Here is a 16,646-nt window from a genome sequence, read left to right on the forward strand (position 1 = left end):
TTAACGGGCTATTGAGTCAAATCCTCTAACTTTGAAGAAATGTAACCCACTCGGTAGCTTGAAAGTTGCCATCTGACCAGGGAGAAAAATCTAATTTTCTTTTGAAAGATTGGCTTAAGAAAACCAAATCTACTTGAGTTAGGTTGTCTTTGTAATAACAAAAGTCAACTATATCCCAGAGAACAAATCCATTATTATGTAAGAAAAAAAACCTTTCTGAAAATATGTTTAAATGAGAAACTTCTACATTTAAAGGAGTTTCTACTATTACACAGAATGTTTTCGCTAGAGTCTCAGTAGAACCTTCTAAAATTTGTAGTTCAACTCCATCAACATCTATTTTAAGAATAAAAGGTTCAATAAGGGTAGTTTCTCTTTGTATTTCAGGAATAATACTATCTAGCTTTCTAACTGTAATTGGTCGGGTATTTAATGATTCTTCATCGGAAATATTACTGTGTGATACTTGGCCACTTCCAAATAATGAGCGGGTTGACAAAAAGGAATCTTGATTGCAATTTGAAAGTGCAATTTCAAAAATTTGATGATCAATATTTACATAGTTAGACCTTATAGATGGGTAGTATTCAGAAACAGGTTCAAACAATAGGTGCTTGGATTCACAGAACACTGTTTTTAGTTCTTTTGTTTCATACTGAACACCAATATCAATTATTGTTGGATTAAAGTCAATATGATCTTTGATATATTGCAAGGTTGACAATTTGGTTGGCAGTCTAGTCATAATGGCAGTCTCCTATTAGGATTCGATCAGGATTATAACATGATTTGTGCAAAATAGCGAGGAAACCAGGTTTCAATCACCTAGTATGCTAAAAATATAGTTAAAGACTCAATTAAGTAGGTGGGCGAGAATATCCCACCATCCCAGTATGGATGAAAGCTATTTACAGCAAGGGTTTGCCCTATCTACATAGTTAGGTTTAACCCTCTTCTGTCAGTCTCCGAAACCAACAAGTAATAAAAAGTAGAGTTATCCATTGGGAAAATAAGATTGAAATTGATTAATATTCTGAATTAATTTATGAAACCCAAGCAATAAATAACGATCAGGAAAAACATCTAACCACGGGGCAATCAACCACAATATAATAGTAGGCTGAATTATTAAACGCAAATTATTTAAAACATTTTTCCATCCCTCTTTATGATTCCATTGTTGGTGATTCGAGCAATCTGTGGTGTTTTTTTTGCTCTCCGATTCTCTGGGACTTCCTTGACTTAAAGACCGGAAAACTTCGGAGTTGAAACTAATCATTAAATACACACAGAAAATGATTTCCCACCATTTTTCTATATCTTGAAAATCCGTCAACCGATAGTCAGTCCAACCCAGTTCTTGTTTACATTGTCGAAATCCATATTCCACCCATGTTCTTAACCCGTATAAATTACCTAATGTCTTTTTTATCTGGTTCCTATTTTCTGTTAAATTTGTCATGACAAATGAAGTTGAGGCTTCTGGCATTGTTTCTGGATCTGTGGTGATTTCCCAATAGGTTCTCGGACTTCTTTTTCCAAATATAATTTCTCTAATATATCGGGTTTCTGATTCTCCATTGCTAAAAACTCTCTCAAATTTACACCATTTGTTTGCTCTAACTTTCTCCTCGCTTGACATCCAGACTCCATGATTACTTCTTATTGCCAGCACCCAAGGTAATCCAAATTTATCTAATGTACTGATAAACGAACTACTTTCACCATAAAGGCTATCTGCTAATACCAATTCAATTTGAAATCCCAGTTCAACCAACTCTGTTAGGATTTCTGATGCGATTTCAATCTTAGTTTTGTAGACATCTCCTTCTTTTAATGTTCCTTTGGGTTTAAATACTCTAAACACTAAAGGAAAAGTTATATTTTTATAAACACCGTAAGCATTAACTGATACTATTCCCCGATCTATTTTGCCCACACTTCCCAAGTATTGTCGGGCTACATAGTCGGTTTTTTTACCCTTTCTCCTATCTCCTGTTTCATCAATTATTACTATAATCTTCTCTTCTTTCAATGCTTTTAGAGTTCGAGCTAATCTTCTTTCCTTTAATTCCCTTGCTGACCAAGGCGAATTGGCTAAAAAATGATGGAGTGATTGCGGCGACCTAATTCCTACTATTTTAGCAATTTCCGGTAAAGATTTTCTCGGAATTGGTGAGATGATTCCTAGATGTAAGTATTTAAAACATTCGTAACTTCTAACTTCAGGGAATAGGTCTTTATAACCTTGACAATATTCATCAATCACTGAAACTGTTGGTTGTGCATCTCTGGCTAAATGTTTGATAATCTGTAATTCTACATCCATTACCCTATCCCCCTTCTAGCTACCCATGTGGTTTATTTTCTAATTTTACTTCTAGGAGACTGACAGAAGAGGGTTAATTACGCCTACCTACTTAAACTAACTGAATAATCTATTTTTATCTTTAGCATCAGCTAACGATTGCACAAGTTTCAGGGCTATATCATAAATCACGCGCCAATCATAATCAAAATCGCTATCCCAACTTCCAGGACTCGTTTCATTAAAAATATTTTCAATTGGAACCAGAGTAGGCATGATAAAATTCTCTCTGTCTTCGAACTGCTTGATTACACCTGTTTCATGAAAAGCTGTATTCATAAACTGCACTCCTGGCTTATTGGCAATCAGTGGAAAAAGTATCCCTGAAGCAGTCGGAGCGATATAAAAATCTATAGCAGTAGCAAAAAGAATAGTTTCATACACTGAACTACCAACAGTGCTGTATATCGGAATTTCTGATGGGAGTAGAGAACAAATATTCTTGACAACTTCTTGATCTTTCTCAATTTGCCTTTGTTCATTGGGATCTTCTACGCCTTCCACAGTAGACCATCCATCAAACAAAACTGCTAAATCAGGATAATCCAAATAAAATTGTTTAATTAAATTTGCTGTTCCCTGGATTTGAGATAACCATGATCTTTGATTAGTGCGAACTTGGAACAAGATAAGCGGAAAATGACTTTTAGCTTTTTCTAACTGTTGCAAAAAATCTTGAGAGCATTTTTTCCGACCCGCTGGATAAATTCTGTTTTGCACAAAATCTTCAGTCAGTATGAAATCAGAGGGAGTGAAGCAAAAATAATTACCTTTTAAAAGAAATTTAAAAAGATCATAATTATCAGAATCTTTTGCTGAAGAAAAATTCACTATTTTATCTGAAGAAATTTCTGGAAAAAGTAATTCTATCTTAAAATAATCCCAAGTTCCCGCCAAAAAAGTATCTATTTTATGTAGTCTTTTTGTTTGTTGTATGTAGTTTAATCCACCGAAATCAATCCACAAATTATGAGATATATTACTAAAAACACCCAAGATAACTGCTGTTTTTCTCGCCGATTCGGATAAAAGGTAAGATTCAAAATCTTTCCAAAAACTGACTGCGTATGCTTTAAATGTATTAAAGATCAGGTAATCAAAAGTATTCATAATTGCAGAATGCCTCAGAATAATTATAGCTTCTAATTTGGGAAAGTAAAGGAAATTTTTTTGCCAGAAGAAAGGAGAACACATAATATAAAATACCTGTTCTCCAACAAAGCGATATATATTTCTTTGCTCACGCCTATTTTGCGGGCAAGAACCAGAACGTCGGCATTGTAAAGAAAAAGATTGATTTGAACGAAGAACTCTACCACTAGTAGGACAAATTACATAAAGATAACCAGTTTCTGCTATAGTTTGCTGAAAATATCGATCAATATGTTCACGATTAGTAGCGATAGATGGTTCTTCTTCGGAAAAGTTGATGGGTTGTTCACAATTAAAACTATTAATATAAATTTGCTCTAAAGCTGCACTACTTTGTCCCATTAACTGTAAATATTCTATTGATAATCCTGAAGATAACAAAAAGTTGTTATCTTCTTGAGTTAACTCCCATATCTTGATCACTCTATATTGGCTAGTTTGACTAAAGTAAGCTTCTGCTACTTCTGGCTGAATTTCAATTTGATAGAGTGGATCATTTTCATCAAAGGAACTTAAGGCATTTAAAGATTTCCAGATAGTCTCATAAATTTCTGGTTCTGTTTTTTGTTTCCCAGCAGCAGAGAAGCAAGCAACAGCTTGATCTATCAAGCCTTGTTGAGATATAGCTATTGCTAAATCATGATATAGTTGATTTCGGTAAGATTCAGTTTCAATCACTTCTTGATAAGATGAAATAAGCTTATTTATCATTCCATTGCGAGCTAAAGCAATCCCTAAAGTCAAATAAGTATTAGTTAAAATATCCGGCTCTTTTAAGAGTTTTTCATAAAAATTAATTGCGATTTCATTAGATATCAAGTTATTGGTATCTAATGCTTGACAATAAGTGGCAATAGCTTCTTGCAAATTTTCCGACTCAGCTAATGTTTCAGCACGTTCTAACAAAGCATCTAACTCAGTTCCGTGGACTTCCCGTAAGCTTCTGTATACTTGTAAACAATTGGGATTTACTTTCAATAGATGCTCATAGGTGGCGATCGCTTTTTGACTCCTAACTTGGCTTTTTAGCTGATTAATGAAATCGATAAATTCTGGTGATTCTTCAATTAATGAGGGGTCTAGACCAAAAGCTTTGTACCAAGCCTCAGCAGCTTTATCAAATCTATTTAACTTATACCACAGGTCTGCTAACTTTTTATAAGCAATGGCCAAGTTGGGATTGATTCTAAGAGCTAGTCGATAATGAGCAATTGCTGATGGCCACTGTTTTTTTTGTTCATATAATGAGCCTAAGTTGATATAAAAATCAATTAACTCAGCATTTGTGCTGATAGCGTTATCATTGGATTTCTCTAACTTCATCTTTGTCTGTTTTCCAGCTTTGAGGTTAGTTTACCATAATTTGGAGACACAGTGGAGCAGTTTTTGTTCCTTGGGGGATGGGTGGATGTTGAAAAGCTGATATACTACCAATAAGCACAACTCCAATAGGAATCATGATTTTTCACAGGGCGAGAAAGCTGCAACGAGAGGGGAAGTTAGAGGAGGCGATTTCAGCTTACCAAAGCGTAATTGCACATAACCCTGCTTTTTATCTAGCCTACCAAAATTTGGGAGAATCTCTTGAAGGGTTGGGGCGCTGGGAAGAGGCAATCATTCATTATCGTCAGGCAATAAAACTAAACTCCAATTCTGCTTTGTCTCACTATCAATTAGGAAGGGCATTAGTTAAAAGTGGCTGTTTAAACCAAGGCATAGAAGTATTGAATGCTGGTTTAAAATTAAAACCAGGTTATCATAAGTATTATGAACAGTTAAGAAATGCTTGGGTTCAGAAAGGAGAGTGGGAAAAAGCGATCGCAAATCATAAAAAAGCCATTGAAATCAACCATTCAGAATCCTTGCAAATTTTTGATTTCATTGATTACAAAAGTCAATTAAATCAAGATAAATGGGTTGTTATGATGACCCAAGGCAAACAACTAGGGGTTTTTCTGGAAATTGGTTCTACAGATGGAGTAGATCTAAATAATACTTTTTGCTTGGAAAAAGTCTTTTCTTGGTCTGGTATATGTGTAGAGCCTAATCCAGATTTTTTTAAAAAACTTTGTGCAAACCGCACAGCTACAACTTTTCCATATTGCTTTTATAAGGAATCAGGGCAAATAGTTGAATTCATACCTGATAGTGTTTATGGAACAATCTCCGAGTTCTCATCAACTGATTTTCACGCTTCAAGGAGAGAAAAATTTGTTTCTGAAAGTGGTACTATTAAGGTTATAACAGCACGTCCAGAAGATATTTTAAATCTTTACGATTTTCCCGAAATTTTTGATTTTTTAAGCTTAGATGTAGAAGGTGCAGAGCTTGATGTTTTGGAATGTTTCAATTTATCTAAATGGCGTCCTGCTTTAGCTTGTATTGAACATAACTATGTAGCTGATAAGCGATTAGCTATTTTTGAACTTCTTTCTAGTTATGGCTACCAACGTATAGAGTGCCAGTGGGATGATTGGTACTACAATTTGGATATCCTCAAAGTTCTGAATCCCGAAATTCCTATCAGTCATTATCAGCGAGTATTAGAGTATTTTTGTAACTACCATGACTGCAAATTATAATAAAAAATACGGCTACTAATTTCTCTACTTATCAACTTCTTCACGACAAGCAACTAACAGTTATTCAGGAAATTAAACTGTGATGCTCATGCTTTCAATCCGAGCAAAAATTATAACAGGATTTTTGAGGAGTTTTTCTTGAATTTTTGGTGTGATCGCGATCGCATCTCCACTATATAATTGTACTTTAATTATTCCCAAAAGAGCTTGTATAATCAATAAATTGATACTCCTAGCAGTGAGCTTGATAAGTAGATGGTCATAAATAAAGTAACAATAAAAACACGTTTTGCTGTTTCGCTTAAGCGCAATAATAGAGGGCTAAAGCCCAACAACAAATTTCTTTGTGTGCGCGAGGTAATATAAACACCTGCTTAAATTCAGTTATTAATGGTTTCCTTTAATTCAATTCTACTACCTGATACAATGGAAACTCAGATCATTAGACCTCAAGCGACCCTCTCCATGAAACTCAACTTTCCCGACCTCTGCCAACACCACAACATCACCCCACGCGGCATTATCTTGGTTGGTGCTTACGATGGCAAAACCCTCAAACGCCTCAACCTCCCCAATACGGTTAAAACCCTACTTATTGACGCTAACCCCAGCGCCGTCGGACGACTACAAGCTAATTTTGCCGATAGTCCCAATATTCAAGTGGTTCAGGCTGCTATTGCCAACCATAATGACACCGTTACCCTGCACCTAACCTCCCTGGAGTCTAGCAGTTCTATCTTGCCCTGGAAACAGTACAGCGAAATTTACCCCAATATTAAAGAAATTCAACAACTCACCCTTTCCTCGCGAACTCTGGATACTCTGCTTGAAGAATTGAACCTCTCTCCCAGTGACTTTAATATTCTAATTCTCGATATCCAAGGTGCTGAACTTTTAGCCTTGGAAGGTGCTACCCAACTCCTGAATAACCTAGATGCTATTTACACCAATATTCACTATCAAGAACTATTTGAAGGAGGCGCATTAGCAGGAGAAGTTAATCAGTTTCTCACCGACTATCAATTTGACTGTGTGGCAGAGGAGACTCCTTACCATCCCGCTTGGGGAGAAGCATTTTATGTGCGTCAAACAGTGAGTCCAGAGGATGGAGTTCAACCCATTAAACCTCTATCCCCAATATCCCAACAACTTCAAGAAACCCAACAGGAGTTGGAAACTTTACAATTAGAGTACCAAGACATTTTGATAACATTAGAACAAACCCAAGTTCAACTGCATAAGAGTACAGAGGATTTAGCTGAGTTAGAATCTCAACGGGATCAAATATTGGAGGAATTAGAACAATCTCAAACTAATCTTAAACAAACCCAAACGGAATTAGAACAATCTCAAACTAATCTTAAACAAACCCAAACGGAATTAGAACAATCTCAAACTAATCTTAAACAAACCCAAACGGAATTAGAACAATTTCAAACTAATCTTAAACAAACGCAGAAAGAATTTGACCAGTCTCAAACTAATCTTAAACAAACCCAAACGGAATTAGAACAATCTCAAACTAATCTTAAACAAACGCAGAAAGAATTTGACCAGTCTCAAACTAATCTTAAACAAACCCAAACGGAATTAGAACAATCTCAAACTAATCTTAAACAAACGCAGAAAGAATTTGACCAGTCTCAAACTAATCTTAAACAAACGCAGAAAGAATTTGACCAGTCTCGTTCCGAACTGCATGAAGTTCGAGAAGAATTAGAATTAACTCAATTTCAACTAGATGAAGTGCAGGTCGAGTTAGAACAATATGTTTCCCAGTTTCATCAACAGAAAGAAGAAATCACCAAACTGCAAACCGAACTACAACAAGCTAAAACTCAATTAACTCAAGTTCAATACCAACCGGAAATCACCGTGAGTAAAAAATCCAAATCCGATAATGCAGCAATAGTTAAATTATTAGCAAAAGTTCTGGCAGAAACCATTGAAGATTAGGGAGGATATATTGTAACGGCAACCGCCAAATAGTTTGATTTATGCCATTTTCCTGATGTGAAACTTAATTTTCAAGGCACTTCCGGTGTTCAATATTCCCAATCTTGGCTAGTATCGCAGATAGTTTTATCTGCGATAACTTCCTCAAAATTGTATGGACATTGTTCTGGAAAAGTTCTCAATGGCAAGTTTGTTTCTCGTAGTGCCAAATCAACTCCTGCTTCAAAGCCATCTTCTAAAGCGTCAATTATGCGAGACTTTAAGCTAGGATTACGATAAAAATGGCGACTAATGGCACGGCGTTGTTCTCTGATGGTCAGAAACCAACTGCGAGAACGGTTTTCTGGTTGATATTGCCAATTGAGGAGATGCCCTAACAAGACAGTAAGACGACTGACTAATTCTCGGTATTCCTGTCTCCCCAAAGATTCCAACTCCTCCTGTAAGTTTTGCCAATCTAATTCTGATACTTGTCTGTTGGCTAGTACCTGTACTTGCCACTGTGTCCAGCCATAAAAATCTTGTTCGTATTGTGGAACTGTTTTAGAATTCATGGTAATAACTATAAATTATTTAGGTAATAACTATTAAATCAATCGTTAATTGTAGAGGAGTCGATAAATTAATTGTGGCAAATTCCATAGCCTTTCCCCCATCTAATTTTTGATATTTAAAACCCACTGCTGTAGGGCTTGGCAATCACTTTTTAATTAACCCGTTGATCTTTATCTGATCTTTGGTTGGTCTGACGGTCTATGGGGCAGGTTTTTTGGCTGATCTGTGAATTGGATCAAATCTTGAAGAACCTGCTTCTACGGGATAATCACATAACTTCCGGTCGTGTCCCTGTAATTCGGTTGGGTTGGTGGTGAGATAGTCTCGAAGCCATTTACAACTTTGTCCCATCTGAGTTTCTAACTTTAAATTCCCTAAACTCCAGAGAATCGTGGTGCCATTATCCTTGCCAATGGCGAGAATTCCGGTATTTCCCGGACTAAAACTAATACTATTCACAAAATCATTCTGTTGTAAAACAATTAAAGGTTGAATCTGATCACAAGCCGATGTGTCCCAAAGACCGTCATTGATTTCCCATAGTCTGACTTTTTTATCATCACTAGCTGTTGCTAAAATTGCTCGGTGGGAATCATAACTTAAACTTTGTACCTGAGCATTATGTCCCAGAGGACAAGAGGCGAGGGGTTTTTTCCCTTGAAGATTCCAAAGCCTGACCACATCATCTTCAGCCACGGCGATTTGTTCAGAATTGCCCAAAAAAGCTAAAGTTGCCACGGGATTTTTCGCAGGTAATTCTAAGGTCGGCTGCCATTTTTTACCTTTTTTTGTCCAGAGGGTAATACCGTTACTGGGAAGTTTGATAGGACTTTCAAAAAAACTTGCAGATGTGGCTAAGGTATTACCATCGGGACTAAAACGGACATCCCAAACAGCATCTTGATGAAGCAAAGTGGCCATCAATTTTCCTTGTTTGTCCCAAAGTTTAACGGTTTTGTCTTTACTGGCACTGGCTAAAGTCTGACCGTCAGGGCTAAATGTCACGGCCTTAATTGCTTGAGTATGACCGGAAAGTGCTTGCAACAACTGACCTTTTTTTGTCCAGAGTCGCACTATTTTATCCTCACTGGCGGTGGCAACTTCTTGACCATTCGGACTGAAACTCACCCAGTTAACTTTACTGGGATGGGGCAAAATCGAAAAAGGCTGTGAAGTATATTTCAGAGGCTCGGTGGCGACCCATAATTTCACGGTTTTATCTTCACTCGCACTGGCTAAACTTTGACCATCGGGGCTAAAACTCACACTCAACACCCCTTCTGTATGACCCTGTAAGGTCGTATTTAAGGGATCTCGACTCCGATCCCAGATGCGGGCGGTCGTGTCAGCACTGACGGATACTAGGGTTTGACCATCGGGACTAAATTCCACACCCCAAATACTATCTCGATGTCCAATAAAGGTTTTGAGTAATACCCCGTTTAAATTCCAGAGTTTTACCGTGCGATCGCGACTACCACTGAGCAAAAATTGACCATCGGGACTAAAATTGACCGTTAAAATATCATCGTTATGACCCTTGATCGGGGTGTTAATTTCCTGACCTGTTTCCGCATCCCAAAGCTTGAGGGTGCGATCGCCACTGGCGGAAACAATTTGTTTACCATCGGGACTAAAATCGAGATCATAAATGGGTTGATTATGGGCTTTAATTGTGCGAATTAGTTGACCATCAAGCGACCAAATTTTAATTTCTCCATCTTTACTACAACTGGCAATTGTTTTACCATTGGGACTAAATTCTGCATCAAAAATCCGATCCGTATGACCTTTGAATTCACGAATTAATGTTCCGTCTAAACCCCATAATTTAATTGTTTTATCATTACTAGAAGTGACTATTTTCTTGCCATCGGGGCTAAAACTAATACTATTAATCACGGCTAGATGTCTCATGGGACGCTGCTGCAAGGGAGTTCCCATTACTGTCCATAATAAAACTTGATTTTGCTCCGGGTTATTGACACTGGCTGTAGCGGTGGCAATAATTTTTCCATCGGGACTATAACGAACCCTGTTAATCGGACTTTTATGGGGAAATTGGGAAGATTCAGTTAATAACTTGCCCTGAATGCTCCAAATTTTGAGCGTCCGATCAATACTAGCCGTGGCAATCTGCTGACCATCGGGACTAAAACTAACTCCTAAAATGCTTCCCGTATGCCCTTCTAATCGATTTTTTTCTTGAATCCCAGAAATCATCTGCATTAATCCCTGGGAAATTTCTGTTTTTGTTTCCTCTGGAGCTTTGGTTTTTAAGGTATTTTTACCAATCTGCACGGTGGTTTTTAATACCCCTAATTGATCTTGTTGATCCGCTAATAACAGGGCATTTTTAGCATAGGTTAAGGCTTGAACTCTAGCTTTAACTTCATTCTGCCCGTTGATATAAAGGGTAGCAGCAAAACCAATTACAACCGCCCCTACAATCAATCCCATTAATCGTTCTAAACGACGATTTTTTGCTTCGGCTTGGTGGCGTTTTTCCTGTTCCTCTGAAAGTTTTTTGCCTATTTCTTTTTCTTGAATCAGTTGGGCTTTTTCCTGTTGCAGTTTTGTGATGACTTCTTCTTGTTCGTTTCTATTTTGTCGGCGGATAAATCCTGCCAAATAATCATGTACTAATTGATAAAATTCTCCAGTAGTTCCAATATCTCGATAGACTAATCCAGACTTTTCTAAAATATAAAGGATAATATCTAACGGGCCTAGAACCTGCTCTCGATGTAGTTTTTGTTTTAACTCCTCGGCTAATTCCAGGCGTGTTTTTAAAGGGCGGGTATCATTTTCATCGGTTAACGCATATAAAACCACCCGCGCCGTGGCGTCGTTTTCTGGGCCACAATCCCCTATAACTTCTTCTAAAAACCGTTCGACTAACTTTTGTTTCGGGCCTTGTTTTTGATAGCTTTCTAACGTGGCAATATTTTCTGCTTGTAATTGAGTCCCGACCACTTGTAATTCAATAGGACGAACTTCTCCCGCTTCTCCTGCCAAATCTTTAACCAAGGCTTGAATTAAGGCATCTTCTAAATAAAAATGGGCGCGATCAGTTAAACTCTTGATGACGTTATGGGCTTCTTTTTTGCTAAAATTTCCTAAATAAAATATAATATCTTTACTTAAAATATCATTATTAATGGCTTCTAAATCAACCTGGCGGGTTCCTTCTAGTAAATAGTGTAAGTAATCTTCTCGCAAGGAAATAATTATTTTCACAAATGGTAAATTTAAGGCATCTTGTAAAAACTCAAAAAATAGCCTTTGTAATCTTAGAGACTGAACAAAAAATAATTCTTCAAATTGATCAAAAATTAAAACCGTCAATAAATTTTGTCTGGCATTTTCCTTGAGTTGTGCAATCACCCTTACTAAAATCTCTGCATAATCTTGATTTTCCGGTTCTTCGGTGTGTTTCAAATACAAGTCACTCTCTAACACCAAGGGTACGGGAACAGCCGAATTTTCTAACCCTCTGTTCAGCAGTTTTTGTTCTAACTCAATGATAAAACAATTATAGGTTTTAATCACAATGGGAAAGCTAATCCGCGCATCAATAATTTTTTGCTGCAAGGCGGGAACTAATCCGGCTCCTAAAATCGAGCTTTTTCCTACCCCAGATTGACCATAAATCACCGTTAATTTATGATGACTACTCGCCATCCTTTGTAACAGATGTTTAATGGCTTCTTCCCGTCCTGAAGCGGTAATTTCATCGGTAAAATTGGCGGTGATTTCACTCGGATCTAAAGTAGAAGTCAGAGCTTGTTTCCGAGGTTGTAATCGTCCGGCTCCCACAAAGGCATTATACCCATAGGCACTTGATTGATTGCGATATTCTTCCTTGATTTTAAAGGCTTCTTGATAATCTTTCAATTCAAAATAAAGGCGGTTTAACATCTGCAAAATTTGCAGATACAACCAAATTAAATTAACGGTTAAAAGGGTCTTCTTAATCGTCTCTGCCGCCTGTTCTAATTTTTGAATTGCTTCCTTTTTTAACCCCTGCTTTTCTAACGCCTGGGCTAACACATAGAGGAAAAAACTTTCTAATTGATCAATCCAGGGATTATCGGGATTTTCCTTTGCTACTAAAATCAGAGTTTCTAAGGCTACATTAGCTAATTCTTTAGCATTTTGCCAGTCGTGATCCTGTAGAGCTACATTCGCCAAAAATCCATAATCCTGGGCTAGTGGAATCAAAAAATTATTCCCGAGTTCCTGATGTAATTTGCGACCTTTTAAAGCTAATTCTTGCAGACTTTTCCAATCTTTTAAATGGATAAAAACTTCTCCAATTTTATTGAGAAACTTAGCAACTAAATCCTGACGTTGGGCGACTTCAAACCTTTCTATGGCTTGTCCAAAGGCAACACCCGCTTGTCTCCATTCCCGTTCACCATTCGAGCCACGGTGTTGTTCGGCTAAATAACACCAACATAAACCAATATGAAATAATATTAATCCTTCCCATAATAGAGGATTAGAACAATCTTTAAAACCCGTTGAAATTCCATTGACACCGACGATTTCTGGGTCTGGTGGTGATTGTTGTTGCCAAAATCTTAAAGCTTGTTGATATTGTTGTAACGCCAGAGTAACCTGTTGATTTACATAAAAATAGCGACCATAAACCCATTTTAACTTAGCTTCCAAAACGGGATCGATGGGAATTTCTCGACTTTTTAAATCTTGATAAGCCGCTTGCAGTTCGGTTCCTGATTCCGAGCCTAAAATATTAGTTGTGGGTAAAAATCGTTCTGAACCTGCTTCTAAAACCGTTGTAAAAACCGATGAAACTTTTTCCTCTAAAAATTCAATTAATTCATCAGAACTGAGTAAAAACTCATAGGTTGTTGCCCAACTGGTAAAATCGGGAGCATTACGATTGAGTTTTTTCCATAATTTATCATTAATCCATAGGACTAAAGGAAAGGGAAAATTACGAAAGGCTTCCCTAACTAAATTAGCCGAATGCAAGAGTTCATCGATCGCAACAACAGATTCTAAACCATAAACTATTAAAACTGAGGGATAATTGGGCTCTAGTTCGGCCTTAATTGAACCATATAGGGTTTGACTCCCAGGAGCTAACTTAAGTTCTGTGAAGGTCAGGGAACATTCCTGTTTGAGTTCGGCGACCATTTTTTCCCGCAAACTTTCATAATTGCATCGCAACAGCAAGAGCGAAAAACTGCCCTGCATTTTCGTTATTGCTCTGACTAAGGTATGAATCTGCTGATGATTATGGCTGATTGTATTGTTTACGGGGTAAAGTGCCATTTTTATGAATCTCCTTGACGGGGTGATCATCCGACGGTTGATCTTGAAATCGGCTGTTTAACCTTAACTCCCCATCATAACTCAAAGCCATACCTATTCCGGTGTGACTTGTTCGGTTCTATAGCATAAACCATTGTCGATACATTCAGAAGTGCGTCTTTGTTCTGGGTGAGTCAATATGGATTTATGATTGGGGGTATACTTTATTGACCCAGGACTCAAGGGTTCAACTCTCAAATGACTAGAACTTACCCCTTGTGGGTTGGCAAAACCGGGGGTAGCATTGAGTACGCCCGCTAAGGATAATGCCAGGATCAAAGTATATTTTTTTCTCGGGTTGGTCAACATAGTATTTAGCTCCTAATTGATTTCTAAGTTAGTGATTGATGGCTTGATCTAGGGAAAGGCGGGGTACTGAGTTCTGACTTCATATTTAGACTCATCCATTGATTTAGTCTGTTCCCTGGGGTTGAAACTTGCTGGTGACTCTTTAATTATCTAAAATCTACGACGACTTCATGCTTGATTGGTGTGACAGTTTAATTCTCAGTTGATTTCAAAGGGTTTGAGATTAAGATGGTTGGGGGAGTCTCAAGTGTCTAGTCTGTTTGATCAACGGTTCAACCTGTTGTTATGGGAGATCGGGGGCTGGACTTTCTGCAAAGGCTATAACACTTTGGCAACTGACACAAGGGCTGAAGATTTCAAATCAACTGATCTATTCTATTCCAAGGGTTTCCAGGCTTAAATCTGTTTAGGTCGATGGGTTTGGGGCTTTAGGTGGAGGGCTACAATATAAATATAGCAAACTCCGGTTAATTTATCACAAATTTGATGTTTAATTCTAATACTCTTAGTCTAGCTTTATTGAGTGGAAAAGGGGGTGTGGGAAAGACCACCCTTTCCTGTGGGTTTGCCCTCAATTGGGCGAAAAAATTTCCGAAGGAACAAATTTTACTGATTTCCACTGATCCCGCCCATTCCTTGGGGGATGTCTTACAAATTCCCGTGACTGATCAAGCTGAAGTTATTAAAAATTTCCCTAATTTAAAAGTTAGAGCTATAGAATCAGAAACCTTATTAACAAAGTTTAAAACTCGTTATGGTGCGGTTTTAGAATTGTTAGTAGAACGGGGCAGTTTTGTCGAAGGGGAAGACTTAACTCCGGTTTGGGATTTAGACTGGCCGGGAATCGATGAATTGATGGGATTATTAGAAATTCAACGGTTATTTCATGACCAAGTTGTGGATCGAGTTGTGGTGGATATGGCTCCCAGTGGTCATGCGTTAAACCTTTTAGAATTAATGGATTTTTTAGATAATTTATTGGCTTCTTTAACCTTATTTCAAGAAAAACACCGCACCATTAGTCAATCTTTTACTGGCCGTTATCAATCGGATCAAGCGGATGTTTTTTTAGAAGAAATGCAGGAAGAACTGGCTTCTGGAAGATCTCGACTTCAAAATCAAGAAAAAACCGCTTGTTTTGTGGTAGCTATTCCTGAACCCATGAGTTGGTTAGAAACCCAACGTTTTTTAGAGGCTCTCCAAGGTTTAAAGATTCCGGTTGGGGGGTTATTCATTAATCATCTTGTTTCTCAAAGTCAAAATTTAGATCGGTATCAGGAACAGCAGAAACTTCTCAAACAATTTCAGGATATTTCAGACCATCATCCTATTTTTACTATTCCTGAACTTTCGACAGAACCCTTGGGAACCATAGCCTTAGAAACCCTATTTTCCCAACTCCAACCTTTAATAATATCAGAAGATTTAGAGGAGCAAATTTTTATTCCTTCTCAACCCTTAGAATTTTCTACCCCCCTAGCCAAATTGAGTGATTTTATCGAGGAAAATAGACGGTTAATTATTGTTGGTGGGAAAGGAGGTGTGGGTAAAACAACTGTTGCCGCTGCTATAGGTTGGGAAATGGCTGAACGATATTCTGATAAAAAAATTCAGATGGTTTCTATTGACCCAGCCCATTCTTTAGGAGATGCTTTTGGGTTAAAATTAAGCCATGAACCCATGGCAATTACGCCCAATTTATTCGGTCAAGAAATAGATGCTGATCAGGTTTTAAATCAGTTCCGGGAAGACTATCTTTGGGAACTCGCAGAAATGATGAGTGGGGAGAAAGATGATCCCAATGCTATGTTAAAACTAGCTTATGGCCCGGAGGCGTGGCGACGAATTGTGTCTCAATCTTTACCTGGAATTGATGAAATGTTATCTTTAGTAGAAGTGATGGATTTATTGGAAAGTCATGAACTGGATTTAATAATTTTAGATACGGCTCCTACGGGTCATTTATTACGGTTTTTAGAAATGCCAACGGCGATGAGTGAATGGTTAGCGTGGATTTTTAAACTGTGGATTAAATATCAGAATGTGTTAGGAAGAACTGAATTTATGGGACGTTTAAGAAATTTACGTCAACGGGTTGTTAAAGCTCAGAAAAAATTGCAAGATCCTAATTATACTGAATTTATTGGCGTGATTCAAGGACAAATTGCGATTGTAGCAGAAGCAAAAAGGTTAACGGAATCTTTAATAGAAAAGGGCATTAGTCAACGCTTTATTATTCAGAATCGCTGGGAACTAGGACAGGAATTAGTAACGGATCAATTTCCCGATCAAACCTTAATTATTTTGCCTAATCTTTCCCGTTCCGTTGAACCGATTGTTAGAATTAAAGACGCAGCTAAAATTATATTTTAAGCACAATT

Annotated in this window: 10 protein-coding genes; 3 read left to right on the top strand and 7 right to left on the bottom strand. The window is 37.5% G+C overall.

Translation table 11 applies throughout. The features are described 5' to 3' along the window. Window positions 1–25 precede the first annotated feature (25 nt). The 3 genes from PL11201_RS01730 to PL11201_RS01740 form a co-directional block, all read right to left on the bottom strand. The gene (locus PL11201_RS01730; protein WP_079676930.1) at window positions 26–745 is read right to left on the bottom strand and encodes an FkbM family methyltransferase; all 720 of its coding nucleotides are present in this window, start codon (window positions 743–745) and stop codon (window positions 26–28) included. A 249-nt stretch (window positions 746–994) separates the two neighbouring features. Next, complete coding sequence (locus PL11201_RS01735) at window positions 995–2,329, bottom strand: IS701 family transposase (protein WP_079676739.1); 1,335 nt, start codon at window positions 2,327–2,329, stop codon at window positions 995–997. A 96-nt stretch (window positions 2,330–2,425) separates the two neighbouring features. Beyond that, entirely contained in the window at window positions 2,426–4,843 is a 2,418-nt protein-coding gene (locus tag PL11201_RS01740) for a tetratricopeptide repeat protein (RefSeq protein ID WP_079676931.1), read from the bottom strand. A gap of 134 nt (window positions 4,844–4,977) precedes the next feature. On the opposite strand from PL11201_RS01740, the gene PL11201_RS01745 reads away from it, so the two are divergent. Beyond that, window positions 4,978–6,102, top strand: coding sequence for an FkbM family methyltransferase (locus PL11201_RS01745; protein WP_079676932.1), 1,125 nt, complete (start codon window positions 4,978–4,980; stop codon window positions 6,100–6,102). 72 nt (window positions 6,103–6,174) lie between these two features. Here PL11201_RS01745 and PL11201_RS26370 read toward each other — a convergent pair whose 3' ends face one another. Next, window positions 6,175–6,321 (bottom strand): hypothetical protein, encoded by a 147-nt coding sequence (locus tag PL11201_RS26370; protein ID WP_159451496.1) that lies wholly within the window; start codon window positions 6,319–6,321, stop codon window positions 6,175–6,177. A gap of 207 nt (window positions 6,322–6,528) precedes the next feature. Between PL11201_RS26370 and PL11201_RS01750 the strand changes: the two genes are divergently transcribed. Further along, the gene (locus tag PL11201_RS01750; protein WP_159451497.1) at window positions 6,529–8,058 is read left to right on the top strand and encodes an FkbM family methyltransferase; all 1,530 of its coding nucleotides are present in this window, start codon (window positions 6,529–6,531) and stop codon (window positions 8,056–8,058) included. A gap of 89 nt (window positions 8,059–8,147) precedes the next feature. Here the strand turns inward: PL11201_RS01750 and PL11201_RS01755 are convergent, their stop codons facing one another. The 3 genes from PL11201_RS01755 to PL11201_RS01765 all read right to left on the bottom strand — a co-directional run bounded on the left by PL11201_RS01755 (window position 8,148) and on the right by PL11201_RS01765 (window position 14,265). Next, window positions 8,148–8,612: a DUF29 domain-containing protein gene (locus tag PL11201_RS01755; protein ID WP_079676934.1), complete on the bottom strand. Its 465-nt coding sequence runs from the start codon at window positions 8,610–8,612 to the stop codon at window positions 8,148–8,150. Between the two features lie 199 nt (window positions 8,613–8,811). Continuing rightward, window positions 8,812–13,917, bottom strand: coding sequence for an nSTAND1 domain-containing NTPase (locus PL11201_RS01760; RefSeq protein ID WP_159451498.1), 5,106 nt, complete (start codon window positions 13,915–13,917; stop codon window positions 8,812–8,814). A gap of 93 nt (window positions 13,918–14,010) precedes the next feature. After that, window positions 14,011–14,265 carry a hypothetical protein gene (locus PL11201_RS01765; RefSeq protein ID WP_079676936.1) on the bottom strand — a complete coding sequence of 85 codons (255 nt, stop codon included), beginning with the start codon at window positions 14,263–14,265 and terminating at the stop codon, window positions 14,011–14,013. Window positions 14,266–14,751: 486 nt separating this feature from the next. On the opposite strand from PL11201_RS01765, the gene PL11201_RS01770 reads away from it, so the two are divergent. After that, window positions 14,752–16,638, top strand: coding sequence for an ArsA family ATPase (locus PL11201_RS01770; protein ID WP_200816677.1), 1,887 nt, complete (start codon window positions 14,752–14,754; stop codon window positions 16,636–16,638). The last annotated feature ends 8 nt before the right edge of the window (window positions 16,639–16,646 follow it).

Source organism: Planktothrix sp. PCC 11201, from assembly GCF_900009135.1.
GTDB lineage: Bacteria > Cyanobacteriota > Cyanobacteriia > Cyanobacteriales > Microcoleaceae > Planktothrix.

Coding starts and splice junctions, on each gene's coding strand:
- PL11201_RS01730 (WP_079676930.1), bottom strand. CDS start 745: ATGACTAGACTGCCAACCAAATTGTCAACCTTGCAATATATCAAAGAT.
- PL11201_RS01735 (WP_079676739.1), bottom strand. CDS start 2,329: ATGGATGTAGAATTACAGATTATCAAACATTTAGCCAGAGATGCACAA.
- PL11201_RS01740 (WP_079676931.1), bottom strand. CDS start 4,843: ATGAAGTTAGAGAAATCCAATGATAACGCTATCAGCACAAATGCTGAG.
- PL11201_RS01745 (WP_079676932.1), top strand. CDS start 4,978: ATGATTTTTCACAGGGCGAGAAAGCTGCAACGAGAGGGGAAGTTAGAG.
- PL11201_RS01750 (WP_159451497.1), top strand. CDS start 6,529: ATGGAAACTCAGATCATTAGACCTCAAGCGACCCTCTCCATGAAACTC.
- PL11201_RS01755 (WP_079676934.1), bottom strand. CDS start 8,612: ATGAATTCTAAAACAGTTCCACAATACGAACAAGATTTTTATGGCTGG.
- PL11201_RS01760 (WP_159451498.1), bottom strand. CDS start 13,917: ATGGCACTTTACCCCGTAAACAATACAATCAGCCATAATCATCAGCAG.
- PL11201_RS01765 (WP_079676936.1), bottom strand. CDS start 14,265: ATGTTGACCAACCCGAGAAAAAAATATACTTTGATCCTGGCATTATCC.
- PL11201_RS01770 (WP_200816677.1), top strand. CDS start 14,752: ATGTTTAATTCTAATACTCTTAGTCTAGCTTTATTGAGTGGAAAAGGG.